The sequence below is a fragment of the Marinobacter sp. genome, assembly GCF_039977835.1.
In the GTDB taxonomy this organism is placed as follows: Bacteria; Pseudomonadota; Gammaproteobacteria; order Pseudomonadales; family Oleiphilaceae; genus Marinobacter.
In genome coordinates, this window is the sequence record NZ_JBDWCL010000036.1 from 162,039 (window position 1) to 176,070 (window position 14,032).

A 14,032-nucleotide genomic window follows, 5' to 3' on the forward strand; every position below is an offset into this window, starting at 1 on the left:
TGGTTGTGGAGGTTTCGCAGTGGTGGGGCGTCCTTCCGGGACACGCTGTAAATACGTCCATGTACGCTCGACAAAAACATCCATGTTTTTGACGTTCCCGAAAGGACGCCCCACCACTGCTTGTTTTAGCTTCCCGATACCTCCTTTGTTACAGCTTGGCGAAGTTTGTTCCAGGGCTCGCCACCACTGCTTGATACCCAGGCAGCTTCACATCAATCGGTGGTTCCTCGGTGTGCCAGTCGGCGGTCCACTCTACCTCTGGAGCACCCTCGGAGCCGGGCGTTATGCTAACGGTGACAGTGCCAAAGGCAGTCGGTGCGGGCCCGAAGCTGATGGTCGCCCCTTGCTCCAGCCAGCGTTCGGGTATGCCCCCACAAAGCACCAAACGTTCGCCTTCTTCCCGCACAAAACAGTTGCGCACCATCAGTACCCACTCGGCCGAGGCCCAGACATGGTGCCCATCCCCCATGCATCCGCCACCGGTGCCCGGATGGATAGCTTCCGGCCACTGGCCGGTGGGGGAGGCCAGGTCGGCGACTGTGTCCATCAGCTCCAGGTAACGGGGATCTCCGGCCCTTAAAAGTACCTGGGCCACGTGCAGGGTCAGGTAGGCGTTCAGGCCGGAGTGGATCATGTCCTGGTAGAAGGCGCCGTCGACGAAGCACCGTTCCAGCAGGAATTCCACGCAGTCCAGCAGGCGCGGGTCGTCGGGCGCGAGGAGCTGGGTAGGGTAACCCCCGGCCAGGGAGCCAATGGCGCCGGCGTCCAGGCGACGGTAAGGGGAGGCGGGCATGCCCGGCCGTTTCAGCCGTTGTTGGCAGCGCTCGAGGCTGCGGTCAACGGCCCGGGTGAAATTGGCGGCATCCTCGCGGAAGGCGCGGCTGTCTTCGGGGTGGTTCTCGGCCAACATGTCCGCCGCGGCGTGGAGCCCCGAGATGCCCCAGAAGTCGTCCCAGTAATAATAGTCATTGGGGCCCAGGTGTTCGGCACTGAAGCCAGCGGGCAGCAGCCCGGCGTGGGGTACGTTGGTTTCCTTCCACAGTCGCTTGTTCATGATCCACCGCGCGCCACGGCTGATGGGACCTTGCCAGTGTTTCTGCGGGCGGCGCCCGGTCAGGTCGAAAAAGCGCTTGAGTATCCAGAGCACTTCTCCGTTGGCGTCCCATTCGCCCTCCTGGGAGCGGAAGTAACCGTTACTGGTCTGGCGCTCGGGAAAGCGGGACAGGGCTCGCTGCGCGCGCTGAGTCAGGCCGACGCTTAACAACGCGTTGATGATGAACGCGGCGTCACGGAACCAGAATCGCTTGTAGGTGAACGGGCCGGGATAGACATCCTCCGGCGAGTGCAGGATCAGGGAGGCAACCGCCGAATCATACAGGGACTGGTACCGGGGTTCGGGGCACACCAGGCGGGCGTGGCCTTCCCGCTCTGATTGCCAGGCGTCGTTTACAGGCAGGCGAGCAGGGGTTTTACTCAAAGGAATGCTGGCGGTGATTTCGCGGGCTACTCCTGCTTCGACGGAAAACAGCGCCGCTGCGGTAACCATGCCGACGTCACAGATGCCATCGGTCTGGTCCTCACGGTCGGTCAGATGAATATGGACATCACCGTTGTGATAGTCCGAAACATGATGGCGCTTGGCGGGGGTGTCAAACCTCACGGTACGTTTGCCATCCACGGTCCACGCGTCCCGTTTTTCCGAGAGGCTGACCTGATGGATGAAGCTGATGCCTTCCGGGTTGGAGGGCCTCAGGGTCAGTACCACCGAGCCGGCTACGTCGGACTTCGCTCGCAGCCGGAATTTACAGACCGGGATGGTATTTTCAAGTTCTACCCAGCAGTGGCTGCTCAGAGCCAGCCCGTCCATAGCAGACTCCGTGTGGACACTGACGGTGTCATCGGTTTCCTGCCACTGTCTGACCTCTTTTGTCCGTGACGGCAGCAGGCAGCGGCCGTCGTCGGCCAACAGCCAGCCGTCCAGGGACCAGCCGTCAAAGAAGGGGGTCAATAGGCCCCTCGGGTCCACGACAGGCAGCTCGTCGCAGTCAGGGTGTCCCACCGCTGTCCAGTTCCGGTTGCTCAGGTTGATGTGGGTAATGGAAAACGCCCGGGGAATGAACGACGGGTCCTTCGGATCGAACTGCCGTTCGATCCAGTAGGGCCAGACCCAGTCCAGGTTATGCTGTATCACCCGGCTGTTGATCAGGCCCCGGGCGTGGAAAACCACACCGGCCCGCAGCAGTTCGATGGGTTCGCCAACCTCCGACGGCTGGGCAAAGCCGTGGAGCTTTGAAAGCAGGGCAATGGGGTCAAGAAAGCCGTGGTGGCGGGCTACTCGTTTCACGACATAGCGCCAGGGGAGCCACTTCATCCAGGTCACGGTTTGATCTCCAGACTGTGTTCTTCGTCGGTGTATTTGGCCAGTGCGCGGCGCGCCAAGATATTCAGATACACCACGGCCACCACGGTACCGGCGAAACCTGCTCCGTATATGGCCCACTCAAGCCCTGACCGGCCGGTTTCACGAACGCCAAGAACCGTCAGGTCGGCGGCGATGGAACCCAGGTACACGTTGTGGAGAGAGAAGGGAATCAGGCCAATGGCAGAGCCCCCGACAAAGCCCCGAAATGAAAACCGGGTCAGGCCGAAGAAATAATTCGAAAGCTTGCCGGGGAAGAAGGGGATCAGCCGGGTGAGTAGTACGATCTTCCAGCCATGGGGCGTCAGCTCATTACTCACCATCCGCAGGCGTGCTCTGGCCATCACGAACTCTTTTGCCCGGTTGCCGAGAAGGTGTCGCGCGATAAGGAAGGCCAGAGCAGAACCCAATACTGTCCCCGTAACCACGTAGAGGGTGCCTTCGACCACCCCGAAGACGAAGCCTGCGCCAGTGGTAAACAGAACACCGGGCAGCAACGCCACGACGGTTATGGTCATGAGCAGAATGAATAGAATAGCCGCCCAGGCTCCCTGAGCCTCGAACCACTGAAGCATCACCAGGACCTGTTCGTGGATACCCAGGGAATAAAGGATCGCAAGAATAACGCCGACAAAAGCGATGCTGGCCAGCATTCCGACAATGGGTGATTTTTTCCAGCCGGCTCTTCGCTCCAGCTTTGCATCCTGCATAACGGAAGGTGTCCTCCTCGGCTGAAGGCCATTGCAATAATCGCCATACCATGGCCGGAGTGTTTCAGGCATTCATTACAGCCTAGGGCAACAACTGATACGCATCAATTCTGATACACACCTGCCTTGTATTTTCCATTTCCTCATCAAATATAGAGTTAGTAACCGGGCAAACATTGCCCAGTCATCTGAACAGGTGAGAGGAGCAGAATGGACTTCAAAGACTATTACGCCGTGCTCGGTGTGAGCGAGTCTGCCTCCCCCGAGGAGATCAAAAAGGCCTACCGGAAACTGGCCCGGAAATACCATCCGGATGTCAGCAAGGAAGAAGACGCCTCCGATAGATTCAAGGACGTCGGCGAGGCGTACGAAGTACTGAAAGACCCCGAAAAACGGGCCGAATACGACGAGCTGAAGAAATACGGGGCCCGGCAGGACGGATCCTTCCAGCCGCCTCCGGGATGGGAGAGTGCATCCGGCTTTGGTGGCGGTGGCTTTACCGACGCCGACGCCTCGCAGTTCAGTGACTTCTTCGAGCAAATCTTCGGCGGCGGCCGTCGTTCAGGCGCCGGTGCCGGCTTTGGCGGTGGCTTTGGTGGTCAGCGCCACTCCATGCGCATGCGGGGCGAAGATGTCCACGCCCGGCTGGCGCTGTTCCTGGAGGAAGCCTTCCACGGTTGCGAGAAGCAGGTTTCGTTTAATGTCCATGAGGCCGACGCCCAAGGCCGGGTAGTGCCACGGCAGAAGACCCTGAACGTCAAAATTCCCGCCGGCATGAAAGAGGGGCAGCATATCCGCCTGAAAGGCCAGGGCGCGCCCGGTATGGGCGGTGCTGAGAATGGCGACCTGTTTATCGAAGTGGAGTATGCACCGCACCCCCTGTTCACGGTGGAAGGCAAGGATATACTGGTAACAGTGCCCATCGCACCCTGGGAGGCCGCCCTCGGTGCCTCGGTTACGGTTCCCACCGTTGGCTCGAAGGTGAACGTGAAGGTGCCCAAGGGCTCGTCCAATGGCCGCAAACTGCGGCTCAAGGGCAAAGGTCTGCCGGGCAAACATCCCGGGGACCAGCTGGTAGTGTTGCAGATCGTGATGCCCGAGCGGCACAGCGAAGAAGCCGAGGAGCTTTACAAACGGCTGGCCGAGGCTGAAAAAGGGTTCAATCCACGTAGCAAGTTGCATGTGTGAGCGGGGTGAAGGATGACTGACGAAGACCGGATTCTGAGCGTCGAACTGGTGGAGCCCACCGCTACATTCACCTTGCGGGAAATCTGCGAGCGTGGGGATTGCCATGCGGAGTTCGTGATCAAACTGGTGAACTACGGTGTGATCGCGCCGGTGGAGGAATCACCGGAAGCACGGCAATGGCAGTTCGATCTTGACGCCCTGGCCCGTTTGCGCAAAGCCCAACGGTTGCAGCGCGATCTGAAGATGAACCTGCCTGGTCTCGCCATGTCGCTGGAACTTCTCGACGAGGTGCAGGAAATGAGGCGTGAAGTCGATCGGTTAAACCGGCAACTCCGGCAGTTTTTAGGCGACTCCTAGTTCCCGGCCGGCCCTCCCGCTAACTCGGAGGTTTACTCCTTCTCCATCCTCTGCAATTCCGCATAGATTTTCTCAGCTTCCTCCATAAGCGTGCCATGGGTACGCAGGTCGCCATTGCGCTGGGCATGCAGTGCTTTCTCCAGCTTCGCCTCATACTCTTTCTGTAGCTTTTTCTTCGGATCGCCCTTCAGAAATCCCAGCATTGTTTATCACCTGTATTCATTCGTGTGTTCAGTAGGTTACGCCTCCTGGGCCGGAAAGTTCACACAATTTTCATGTTTATAGCTGGACAACTCAAAAATATGGGAATAAATTCCCAATTATAAATTGGGAAAATAATCCCAATAATGGAAGGAGAAAACCAATGAAGCCTAATCCCTTAGCAACAGCGATCAAACTGGCCGTTACAGGTGCAATCGCCGGCTCCCTGGTAGCCTGCGGTGGCGGCGGTTCCGGCTCACCCAGTGATGACTCCGCGTCCTCTGGCACCAGTGTCGGGCCGGTCTCCGGCTTTGGCAGTGTTTATGTGAACGGCACCCGCTTTAATACCAACGGCAGCGTAAACAGCGACGACGGTATTGAGCGGGAAACTCAGCTCGAGAAAGGCATGATTCTCAAAGTACGTGGCCGGTGGGGCGATGACGGCCAGGGCGAAGCAGATCGCCTGGATTACGACGACACCCTCCGCGGCGAATTACAGTCCGCGAACTGGAACGGGCCGGACCTGCTGGATGGAGAAGGCAGGCTGATTGTCGCCGGGCAGACCATCCTTGTGGACGGGCAAACGGTCTTCAAGGGCGCTACCCCCGCTGAACTGAATGGTGTGGCCTCTGGCACATATCGTGCTCGAGTCAGTGCCTGGCGCCTTGACGATGGTACCTTCCGCGCCAGTTTCGTGGGGATAAAACCCGTCAGCGAAGATTTCGATGACATCAACGAAGTGGAGATCGAAGGCCTGATTCGAAACCTGGACAGCGTCGCGCAGACATTCCGGATCAATGGCATTGACGTGGATTACCAGAGTGCCGAGTTTGACGATGATCTGGAGCCGGGCGATCTCGCTGATGACCTGGCTGTCGAAGTTGAGGGGTTCATTGATAGTAATGGCGTTCTGATTGCCGAAGAGATTGACGAGGAAGACGAGCTGTTTGATGACGACGACGATGTGGAGATTGCCGGGGCCATCTCCGGAGACTACGACGATGCCGGCAGGCAGTTCAGCCTCAACGGTATTACCGTCCAGGTCACTGGCGGCACCGAGTTTGACGACGGCCTGAGGGAAACCGACCTTGGCGATGGGCTGCTGGTCAAAGTCGAGGGTGGTTTCCGTAACGGTGTGCTCGTGGCCGAAGAGATCGAACCCCGTGATGGTGATGCTGAACTGGATGGCGTCATTGAATCCAGAAATGATGACGAACTTGTTGTCAGCGGTGTACGCGTCGTGCTCTCCGGTAACACCCTTATCGAAGATGACGACGATGGTGACAACATCACCATGAGAACCCGCGATATTGAAAGCCTTCGTGTTGGTGACTTTATAGAGATTGAAGGTCGCCAGCGTTCGTCCGGTGGTGGTTATCTGGAAGCGATCAAAATCGAACGTGAGGACGGTGATGACGACGGCTATGAGATGGAAGGGCGCGTAACGGCCGTTACTGACAGCTCTGTTACGGTTCTTGGTCTCACGCTGTCAGTTGGCGGCGCGGATCTGTCGGGTATCCGTGTGGGCAACCAGGTAGAAGTCGACTACTTCCGCAACGCGGGCGGTGGCTATGTGATCGACGAAATCGAGGAAGACGACTGATTGGTCTTGACGTCACTATGGGAATACAATCCCAAACATGAGAAAGCCCAATACCCAACCCCTGCACCGGGCGCTGTACCGAATTCTGCGCCCCCTGGCTCGTCTGCTGCTCCGCAATGGCATTCCATTTGCGGAGTTTGCGGAGCTGGCCAGGCGTGCCTATGTGGATGCCGCCCTGGAAGACTTCTCCGATAACCGCAAAAAACCGACAGACTCCCGCGCTGCGGTAATGACAGGCCTGACACGAAAAGAGGTCAGAAAACAGCGTGAGATCCTTTCGGGTGAGCACGACGCCAGCCCGGGCAATCGGCATGAAAACCGAGCCTCGCGCGTTGTTTCCGGGTGGGTTCATGATTCGGCGTTTCAGACCGGTCTCGGCGAACCGGCAGAGTTGCCGTTCGATGGTCCGCTCAGCTTCAGCGAACTGGTTAAACGTTACAGTGGTGATATGACGCCACGGGCGGTTCTTCAGGAGTTGATGCGGGTAGGCGTAGTGGAGACTGAAGTATCCGGTAAGCTGGCATTGCGCCAGCGGGCCTATGTACCCGCCGGAGACAGTGAAGAAATGCTCCAGATCTTCGGTGAGGACGTATCAGATCTTATAGCGACCATCGACCACAATCTGGTGGGCAGCGAGGCTGAAACTCCGCCTCTTTTCCAGAGAACACTGGTGTATAACAACATACCTCCGGAAATCATGGCGCGCTGGCGCCGGTATGCGGCGCAACAGTCACAGGCCATGCTGGAACAGCTGGACAAGTGGCTTGGCCCCCATGACCGTGACATCGCCGGCCATGGCGAAAACAATGTGACCGGAGATGCAGTCCGAACGGGAGTAGGTATTTTCTATTTTGAAGATCCGGTTCAGCCCGATGTGGGTGGAGAACAGACATGACGAACCGTGGAAGGTTTTCACGAAACGGGCACTGCTGGCAGCCGACGGAACTGGTGAGCACCTTGTTATCCGTCAATGCCAGGGAAGTCGTCCGGCACTGGATCAGCAGTCGCCCGTTCCTGGACGCCAACAACGAACCGACGTTGCTGCCAATGGCAAGCTCGGATGAGACGGGTTTCAACGCGCTGGTCGGGTTGGTGAACAGTGATCTTGCACCAACGGTCATATTCAACGAATTACTTCGCAAGGGAATCGTCGAGCAGCATGAAAACGGCTGCCTGCTGTTGCGCCGCAGTGCCTATGTACCGGAAGTGCCCCGTCAGGGCGATACAGCTCCCTGCACAGAAGAGCAGGCGGAAGCCGGCAGGGCTCTTCGCCGGCGGAGTAACGATTTTCGATGAACACTGTTGGCCCCGTTGCTGGCCAGGGAGAAACACGCATGAAGCCGAAGTCCATCCAGTTAGCTACCCGGTTTACGTTAAGTGCACTGGCCATCGGTATCCTGGCCGCCTGCGGTGGCGGAGGCAGTGACAGCCTCGATGTCGCGGATGGTGGCATTCGTGGCACGGGGTCCAGCGTGGGGCCGGTTTCCGGATTTGGTAGCGTATTTGTTAACGGGGTCCGGTTTGATACAGGGGATCTGAACGGCCAGGTTCAAAGCGATGACGGCATCACCACAGAGTCCGAACTGGACGAGGGTATGATCCTGCGGATTGACGGCGAATGGCGGGATGATGGCACGGGCACTGCCAACAGCGTTGAGTATGACGATACGTTGAGGGGCGAGATTGTTGTTACGCAGCGCTGGGACCTTGCAACAAAGACAGCCACACTCAGCATTTACGGGCTGGTTGTTCATATTGATAACCAGACAGTCGTCAAGGGCAAGCAAGTGACGGATCTTGCGAACGGCGATTTTGCCCGGGTTAGCGCCTGGAGATTGCCAAACGGAGAGTTCCGGGCCAGTCTGCTCCGCGTCCGTGATGACTCAGCTGTTGGTGAGTTTGATTCGGATAACGAAATCGAAGTCGAAGGTAAGGTCAGTAATTTCAATCCGGACCTTTGCACCTTCGAAATCGGTAACATCATTGTGAACTGTGATGTGGATGACACCGATTTTGACGGCATTGAGCCGTCGGACCTGACCGATGAGCCCTTTATCGAAGTAGAGGGGGAGATTACCGGCAGCGTGTTGTCCGCCTGGGAAATTCGGGAAGATGATCTTCGCCGGTATCGCCGGGGGGATGAAGACGATATTGAATTTGCAGGTCCCGTCAGTCGTGCACTTGATTCCGATAACAGAACGTTCGGGATCAATGGCCTTGTCGTTCGGGTAACCAACGAAACCGGGTTTGATGATGGTCTGTCGGAAAACGATCTCGTTCCGGACCTTCTGATTCAGATTGAAGGTAAGTTCCTGAGCGACGGCTCGATAGAAGCTGAGGACATAGAGCTGCGCGAAGGCGAATCCGGGGTTGAGGGCCGTATCGCAACCAACAGTGTCAATTCAAACGACCAAACGTTCCGTATCGGCGGGGTTCTGGTCCAGGTAACACCGCTGACCACCCTGACAAGTGACGATGATCTCAGCATCAGGTTTCAGCAACTTGGAGGGCCGGAGGAAGTGGAAGTTAGTGGCATCGAGCGGGTTGGTGCCAATGGCGTTGTCTACCTCGAGGCGTTCAAGGTCGACGTTGATGACGAGTTTTCTGATGGTGGGTTTGAGTTGGTCGGGCGCTTGCGGAGTGCGGATCTCAATGGAATCGATGTGCTGGGTGTGAGCATGCAATTCGACATCGACACCGAGTTTGATACCAGTCTCGAGGAGCTGGGAAGGTTACTCGACAGTGGAGAGAATCCACTGGTTGAGGTGGAATACCGACAAAACACCAGTGGAATTCTGTTCGTTGATGAAATCGAACTTGAGGAAGATGACGACGACTGATCGCCAACAGCGGTAACCGGGTGCCCATCAGGGCACCCGGCATTGCCCTCAGTTCTGCTCGCAAATCCGCGAGCGGGCTTCCTGATACTCGTTGCTTATACGCTGCACCAGGTCACTGACAGAAATCACATCCGTAATCTGGCTTACCCCCTGGCCGGCGGACCAGACGGTTTTCCAGGCTTTGGCCTCATCGTTCACCGGCTTCAGCTTCTCGCCATAATCGAGTTTTCCGGGCTCGTTCAGTTTATCCATAGGGTAGCCCGCCGCTTCCAGACTCTGGCGCATGAAGTTCGCGGGGATGCCTGACACTGCCGGCGTATGGATGATGTCCCCGGATACTGCCTCCATGACCATGTGCTGGTAGGCGGCTTCCGCCTGTGATTCAGTGGTGTTGATAAAACGTGTGCCCATGTAGCACAGGTCGGCGCCCATGGCCTGGGCGGCGAGAATATCTTCGCCTCTGGAAAGCGCCCCCGCGAGCAGGATAATGCCGTCGAACACCTCACGGATTTCATGCACCAGTACGAACGGATTGACAGTGCCGGCATGGCCGCCCGCACCGGCGGAAACCGCGATAATGCCGTCCACGCCCGCTTCGGCCGCCTTGCGGGCATGCTTCTGGTTGGTAACGTCGTGGAAAACCATGCCACCATAACTGTGTACGGCTTCGGTCACACGGGTTGCCGCGCCGAGGGACGTAATCACAATCGGCACCTTATGTTTCACGCACAGTTCCAGGTCTGCCTCCCAGCGGGGATTGGTGCGATGAACAATCAGGTTCACGGCATAGGGCGCGATTTTCCTGTCCGGATGGGTCTGGCGGAGGTCATCCAGGCCCTCATTCATCTGAATCACCCATTTCTCGAAATCTTCGCTGCTGCGCTGGTTCAGGGCAGGAAAGCTGCCAACAATGCCTTGCCTGCAGCAGGCAAGTGCCATCTCCGGGCCAGAGATCAGGAACATGGGGGCTGCCACCAGGGGGAGGTTCAGCGAGTTCTTCAGTGATTCGGGTAACGCCATGAGAATTCCTTAATTTATGCTGGAACTTATGTACGGTATAAGGGATCTTAGCGTGCTCACTACCGCCTGAAAATGATCAGAAACGAATAAACAACAAGGAGCTCCATCATGGGCGAAGCTAAAAGAAGAAAGGAAACCGGTGCGCCGCCTCCCGCGCGGAAGAAAGATCGCAAGCCGCTGTACCTCGGCATTGGCGTCATTATTATTGCTTTCTTAGCCGTTGGCCTGTTCTTCCTCACGGCAAGTCCCGACCCTTCCTCTGATGCGTTGCCGGTCGCCGCCCCGAATGCCAGCCCATTTCCGGCTGAGCTTGACCGTTTTGGTGTATCCGTGGGAGACCGTGATGCCCCGGTAGTGGTGCGGGAATTCGCGGATTATCAGTGCCCTGCCTGTGCGCGCTTCTCGGACGCGAGCGAGCAGTTGAAACAGGAGTACGTGGAGACTGGCAAGGTCCGCTTCGTCTATTTCGATCTGCCGCTTCAGCAACACGACAATGCCGTGCCGGCAGCTCAGGCCGCACGCTGTGCGGGTGACCAGGATGCCTACTGGGCAATGCATGACGAACTGTTTGATATGCAAACAGAGTGGAGCGGTTCCGGTAACCCGGTGGATACCTTCAGCCGTTACGCGAACGACCTGGGGCTGGATGAGCGGCGGTTCCGCCGGTGTATGAACACCGACCTTCACATTGAAGATATCGAGCAGAGCCGCCGTGTCGCCATGCAATTGCGAGTCACCAGTACGCCAACGGTGCTCGTTGATAATATTCGTCTGACCCGTCCGGGCTGGGGACAGTTATCCGCAGTTGTGGAGCGCGAGCTGGCCGACTCGGCAGAATAACTCCCCGTAATACTTTCCGGTCCCCGGATTGGTTAGAATGGCGGCTTTAAGCCCTTGGGCGATCATCAATCATGCTCCGGATTTACGGTCCGGCCCGCAGGAGAAACCAGACTCATGAGCCAGGATGTTGTTGTCTGCGCGCTTTACAAGTTCGCAGTTCTGAATGATTACAAAGCCCTTCGCCAGCCACTGCTGGACCTGATGCTTGAAAAAGACGTGCATGGCACTTTACTGCTGGCCCGTGAAGGCATCAACGGCACGATTGCCGGCAGCCGCGAAGGAGTGGATGCGATCAGAAACTGGCTGGATGCCGATGAGCGATTTGAGGGCATTGATTACAAGGAATCCTTCGTGGATATCCAGCCCTTCAAGCGCACCAAGGTGAAGCTGAAGAAAGAAATCGTCACCATGGGTGTGGAGGGTATTGATCCGAAACGGATTGTGGGCACCTATGTGGACCCGAAAGAGTGGAATGACCTGATCGCTGACCCGGACGTGTTGGTCGTGGATACCCGTAACCAGTACGAAGTCGAGATCGGCACGTTCAGGAATGCCAGGAACCCGGCCACGGATACGTTCCGCGAGTTCCCCGAGTACGTAAAGGAGAATCTGGACCCTTCGAAACACAAGAAGGTGGCCATGTTCTGTACCGGAGGCATTCGCTGCGAGAAATCCACGGCATTCCTGAAGGAACAGGGCTTTGATGAGGTGTATCACCTCAAGGGCGGCATTCTCAGGTACCTGGAGGAAGTACCGGAATCACAGAGCCTGTGGCATGGCGAATGCTTTGTCTTTGATGACAGGGTAACCGTGAACCACAAGCTGAAACGGGGCGAGTATGACCAGTGCCATGCCTGTCGAAGGCCGATTACCGAGGAAGACAAACAGCGTCCGGAGTACGAACAGGGCGTGAGCTGTCACCGGTGCATTGACTCGCTGACCGAGGAACAGAAAGCCCGCTTCGCTGAGCGTGAGCGACAGATGCGCCTGGCACAGCAGCGGGGCGAAGCGCATGTGGGCGGCGAAGCGGCTCGCATCATTGCGGAGCGAAAGGCCCGGAAGAAGGCAGAGCGTGAACGGCAGGCCCGGAAAAGTGCCATGGGTGAGCGTCATGCGAAGTCCTGATGGTTAACACAAGGAGATTTCATGCAGTTCAGAGCAACCCTTGCGATTGTGTCGCTGGCCGTGTCACCGATGGTGTTTGGTGAGGATCATGAAGGCTGGGGAGGTGAAGGTGAAGTTGGTGTGCTGATCACCTCCGGTAACACCGAGGAAACCAACATTAACAGCCGCCTCGGCCTGGTCTACGAAGAGGACGAGTGGCGCAACAAGGGTGAGTTCCGCTCTACCTTCTCCGAAACAGAGGACGAAACCACGGCCGAGAAGTACCGGGGCGAGCTGCAGACCGATTATAAGTTTGAAGGGAGTCAGTACCTGTTTGTACGGGGCGCCTATGAGGACGACCGTTTCTCCGGCTACGACTTTCAGTCATCACTGACCACTGGTTATGGTAACCGGGTATGGCAACGTGGCGAGCGCTCCTTCCTGGACTTGTCGGCCGGTGTCGGTTATCGGTTCAACAAACTGGAAGAACCGGATGAAGACGGTAACCGGGACGAAGACGAAGCCATTGGCCGGCTGGCAGGCCAGTTTGATTATGCGTTGTCTGAAAACGCCCTGTTTCGTCAGAAGCTGAGCACAGAAATTGGCCTTGATGAAAACAACGCCATCACAGAGTCTGAAACCTCCCTGCAGGCGACCGTGGTTGGCAACCTCTCAATGAAGCTGGCCTACCTCGTACAGCATGTTTCAGACGAGCCTGAGGGCAGGGACGACACGGATACAGAAATCTCGCTGGCCCTGCTCTACGGTTTCTGACTCCAGCGGTTACACACGGTTCCTGAGTCCCAGCTCGTCCGGGTAAGGGGTCAGGTACTTCTGGGTATGCAGGTAATCCACCGGCTCCCGCCGCTGGGCCATCCGCAGCAGCGTCATCGGTACCACCAGGGGCACCTCGCCCCGGTGGTAGGCTTCGATCTGCTCCATCAGCACCTTCCTGTCTTCATCCGCCATGGAATCCCGCAGATAGCCCATCAGGTGTTGCATGGCATTCACATGGGAGCCACGGCTCACCCTCTGGGTCATCGCTTCCATGAACGCAGCAATATAACGCTCAGCGATGTCTCCCAGGGGCTCTGATTTGAGATCCCCGAGCATCGGCCCCAGCTGGCGGTAAATCTTCTCGGAATGGGCGAGTAGCTGGAATTTGTGCCGGGTGTGGAATTCAATCAGGGCGCGGGCAGAGAGGTTTTCACCGCTGACGTTCTGCATCCAGTCGTCGTAGGCGAACACCCTCTCAATAAAGTTCTCCCTCAGTGTATCGTCGTTCAACCGGCCTTCCTCTTCCACTGGCATCAGCGGGTAATGGCGCATCAGTGCCTCGGCAAACAGGCCCCGGCCATCGCGGCGGACCACATTGCCGTCAGCGTTGTGCACCTTGATGCGCTCCATGCCACAGCTCGGGGATTTTGCCATCAGGATGTAACCACGAAGGTCCGCCAGAGTGGGCATGACCTGGTCGATAAAGCCCTGCATGGCATCGGTATGATCCGCCGTGCCCTTTGATTCGATCAGTTTCAGGCCGTCCGCGTATTCCCGCAGGTGTATGGCGGGGCGGGGCACGCCCAACCCGGCTTCCAGCTCGGGACAGATGGAGCGGAAATCAAAATGGCGGGACAGTACCTGGGTGCAGAATCGGGAATGTTTATGGCCGCCATCATGGCGGACTTCCTTGCCCATCAGGCAGGTGCTGATACCAACAGGGATGCCAGTCACAGTCAGTCTCCGGAATTAA

General features: G+C 57.4%; 14 protein-coding genes. 9 read left to right on the forward strand and 5 right to left on the reverse strand.

The genetic code is table 11. The annotated features are described in order from the left end of the window. Positions 1-148: 148 nt before the first annotated feature. Both ABJM11_RS10300 and ABJM11_RS10305 read right to left on the reverse strand, forming a co-directional pair. The gene (locus ABJM11_RS10300; RefSeq protein WP_407069989.1) at positions 149-2,380 is read right to left on the reverse strand and encodes a hypothetical protein; all 2,232 of its coding nucleotides are present in this window, start codon (positions 2,378-2,380) and stop codon (positions 149-151) included. After that, on the reverse strand, positions 2,377-3,129 hold the full coding sequence (locus ABJM11_RS10305) for a TVP38/TMEM64 family protein (RefSeq protein WP_348295641.1): 753 nt from the start codon (positions 3,127-3,129) through the stop codon (positions 2,377-2,379). The genes ABJM11_RS10300 and ABJM11_RS10305 overlap by 4 nt, the downstream gene beginning before the upstream one ends. A 210-nt stretch (positions 3,130-3,339) precedes the next feature. On the opposite strand from ABJM11_RS10305, the gene ABJM11_RS10310 reads away from it, so the two are divergent. Beyond that, the gene (locus tag ABJM11_RS10310; RefSeq protein WP_348295642.1) at positions 3,340-4,317 is read left to right on the forward strand and encodes a DnaJ C-terminal domain-containing protein; all 978 of its coding nucleotides are present in this window, start codon (positions 3,340-3,342) and stop codon (positions 4,315-4,317) included. Between the two features lie 12 nt (positions 4,318-4,329). Beyond that, complete coding sequence (locus ABJM11_RS10315; RefSeq protein WP_348295643.1) at positions 4,330-4,674, forward strand: chaperone modulator CbpM; 345 nt, start codon at positions 4,330-4,332, stop codon at positions 4,672-4,674. A gap of 32 nt (positions 4,675-4,706) precedes the next feature. Here the strand turns inward: ABJM11_RS10315 and ABJM11_RS10320 are convergent, their stop codons facing one another. Then, positions 4,707-4,877, reverse strand: coding sequence for a DUF6435 family protein (locus ABJM11_RS10320; protein WP_348295644.1), 171 nt, complete (start codon positions 4,875-4,877; stop codon positions 4,707-4,709). A 161-nt stretch (positions 4,878-5,038) separates the two neighbouring features. Here ABJM11_RS10320 and ABJM11_RS10325 point away from each other — a divergent pair, with 161 nt between their 5' ends. The 4 genes from ABJM11_RS10325 to ABJM11_RS10340 are packed head-to-tail and all read left to right on the forward strand — an operon-like array spanning position 5,039 to position 9,318. Beyond that, positions 5,039-6,478 (forward strand): DUF5666 domain-containing protein, encoded by a 1,440-nt coding sequence (locus ABJM11_RS10325; RefSeq protein WP_348295645.1) that lies wholly within the window; start codon positions 5,039-5,041, stop codon positions 6,476-6,478. Between the two features lie 37 nt (positions 6,479-6,515). Next, the gene (locus ABJM11_RS10330) at positions 6,516-7,373 is read left to right on the forward strand and encodes a DUF6502 family protein (protein WP_348295646.1); all 858 of its coding nucleotides are present in this window, start codon (positions 6,516-6,518) and stop codon (positions 7,371-7,373) included. Continuing rightward, entirely contained in the window at positions 7,370-7,774 is a 405-nt protein-coding gene (locus ABJM11_RS10335; protein ID WP_348295647.1) for a hypothetical protein, read from the forward strand. Before ABJM11_RS10330 ends, ABJM11_RS10335 begins: the two co-directional genes overlap by 4 nt. Positions 7,775-7,812: 38 nt before the next feature. Beyond that, positions 7,813-9,318 (forward strand): DUF5666 domain-containing protein, encoded by a 1,506-nt coding sequence (locus tag ABJM11_RS10340; protein WP_348295648.1) that lies wholly within the window; start codon positions 7,813-7,815, stop codon positions 9,316-9,318. Between the two features lie 48 nt (positions 9,319-9,366). Here the strand turns inward: ABJM11_RS10340 and ABJM11_RS10345 are convergent, their stop codons facing one another. Next, positions 9,367-10,338 carry a nitronate monooxygenase family protein gene (locus ABJM11_RS10345; protein ID WP_348295649.1) on the reverse strand — a complete coding sequence of 324 codons (972 nt, stop codon included), beginning with the start codon at positions 10,336-10,338 and terminating at the stop codon, positions 9,367-9,369. Positions 10,339-10,446: 108 nt separating this feature from the next. Here ABJM11_RS10345 and ABJM11_RS10350 point away from each other — a divergent pair, with 108 nt between their 5' ends. From ABJM11_RS10350 to ABJM11_RS10360, 3 genes are all read left to right on the forward strand, one after another. Next, positions 10,447-11,178 carry a thioredoxin domain-containing protein gene (locus ABJM11_RS10350; protein WP_348295650.1) on the forward strand — a complete coding sequence of 244 codons (732 nt, stop codon included), beginning with the start codon at positions 10,447-10,449 and terminating at the stop codon, positions 11,176-11,178. A 114-nt stretch (positions 11,179-11,292) separates the two neighbouring features. Continuing rightward, positions 11,293-12,303, forward strand: a complete 1,011-nt coding sequence (locus ABJM11_RS10355; RefSeq protein WP_348295651.1) for a rhodanese-related sulfurtransferase — start codon at positions 11,293-11,295, stop codon at positions 12,301-12,303. A gap of 21 nt (positions 12,304-12,324) precedes the next feature. Beyond that, positions 12,325-13,056: a DUF481 domain-containing protein gene (locus ABJM11_RS10360; protein WP_348295652.1), complete on the forward strand. Its 732-nt coding sequence runs from the start codon at positions 12,325-12,327 to the stop codon at positions 13,054-13,056. Between the two features lie 9 nt (positions 13,057-13,065). Here ABJM11_RS10360 and ABJM11_RS10365 read toward each other — a convergent pair whose 3' ends face one another. After that, positions 13,066-14,013, reverse strand: coding sequence for a DUF523 and DUF1722 domain-containing protein (locus ABJM11_RS10365; RefSeq protein WP_348295653.1), 948 nt, complete (start codon positions 14,011-14,013; stop codon positions 13,066-13,068). Between the last annotated feature and the right edge of the window lie 19 nt (positions 14,014-14,032).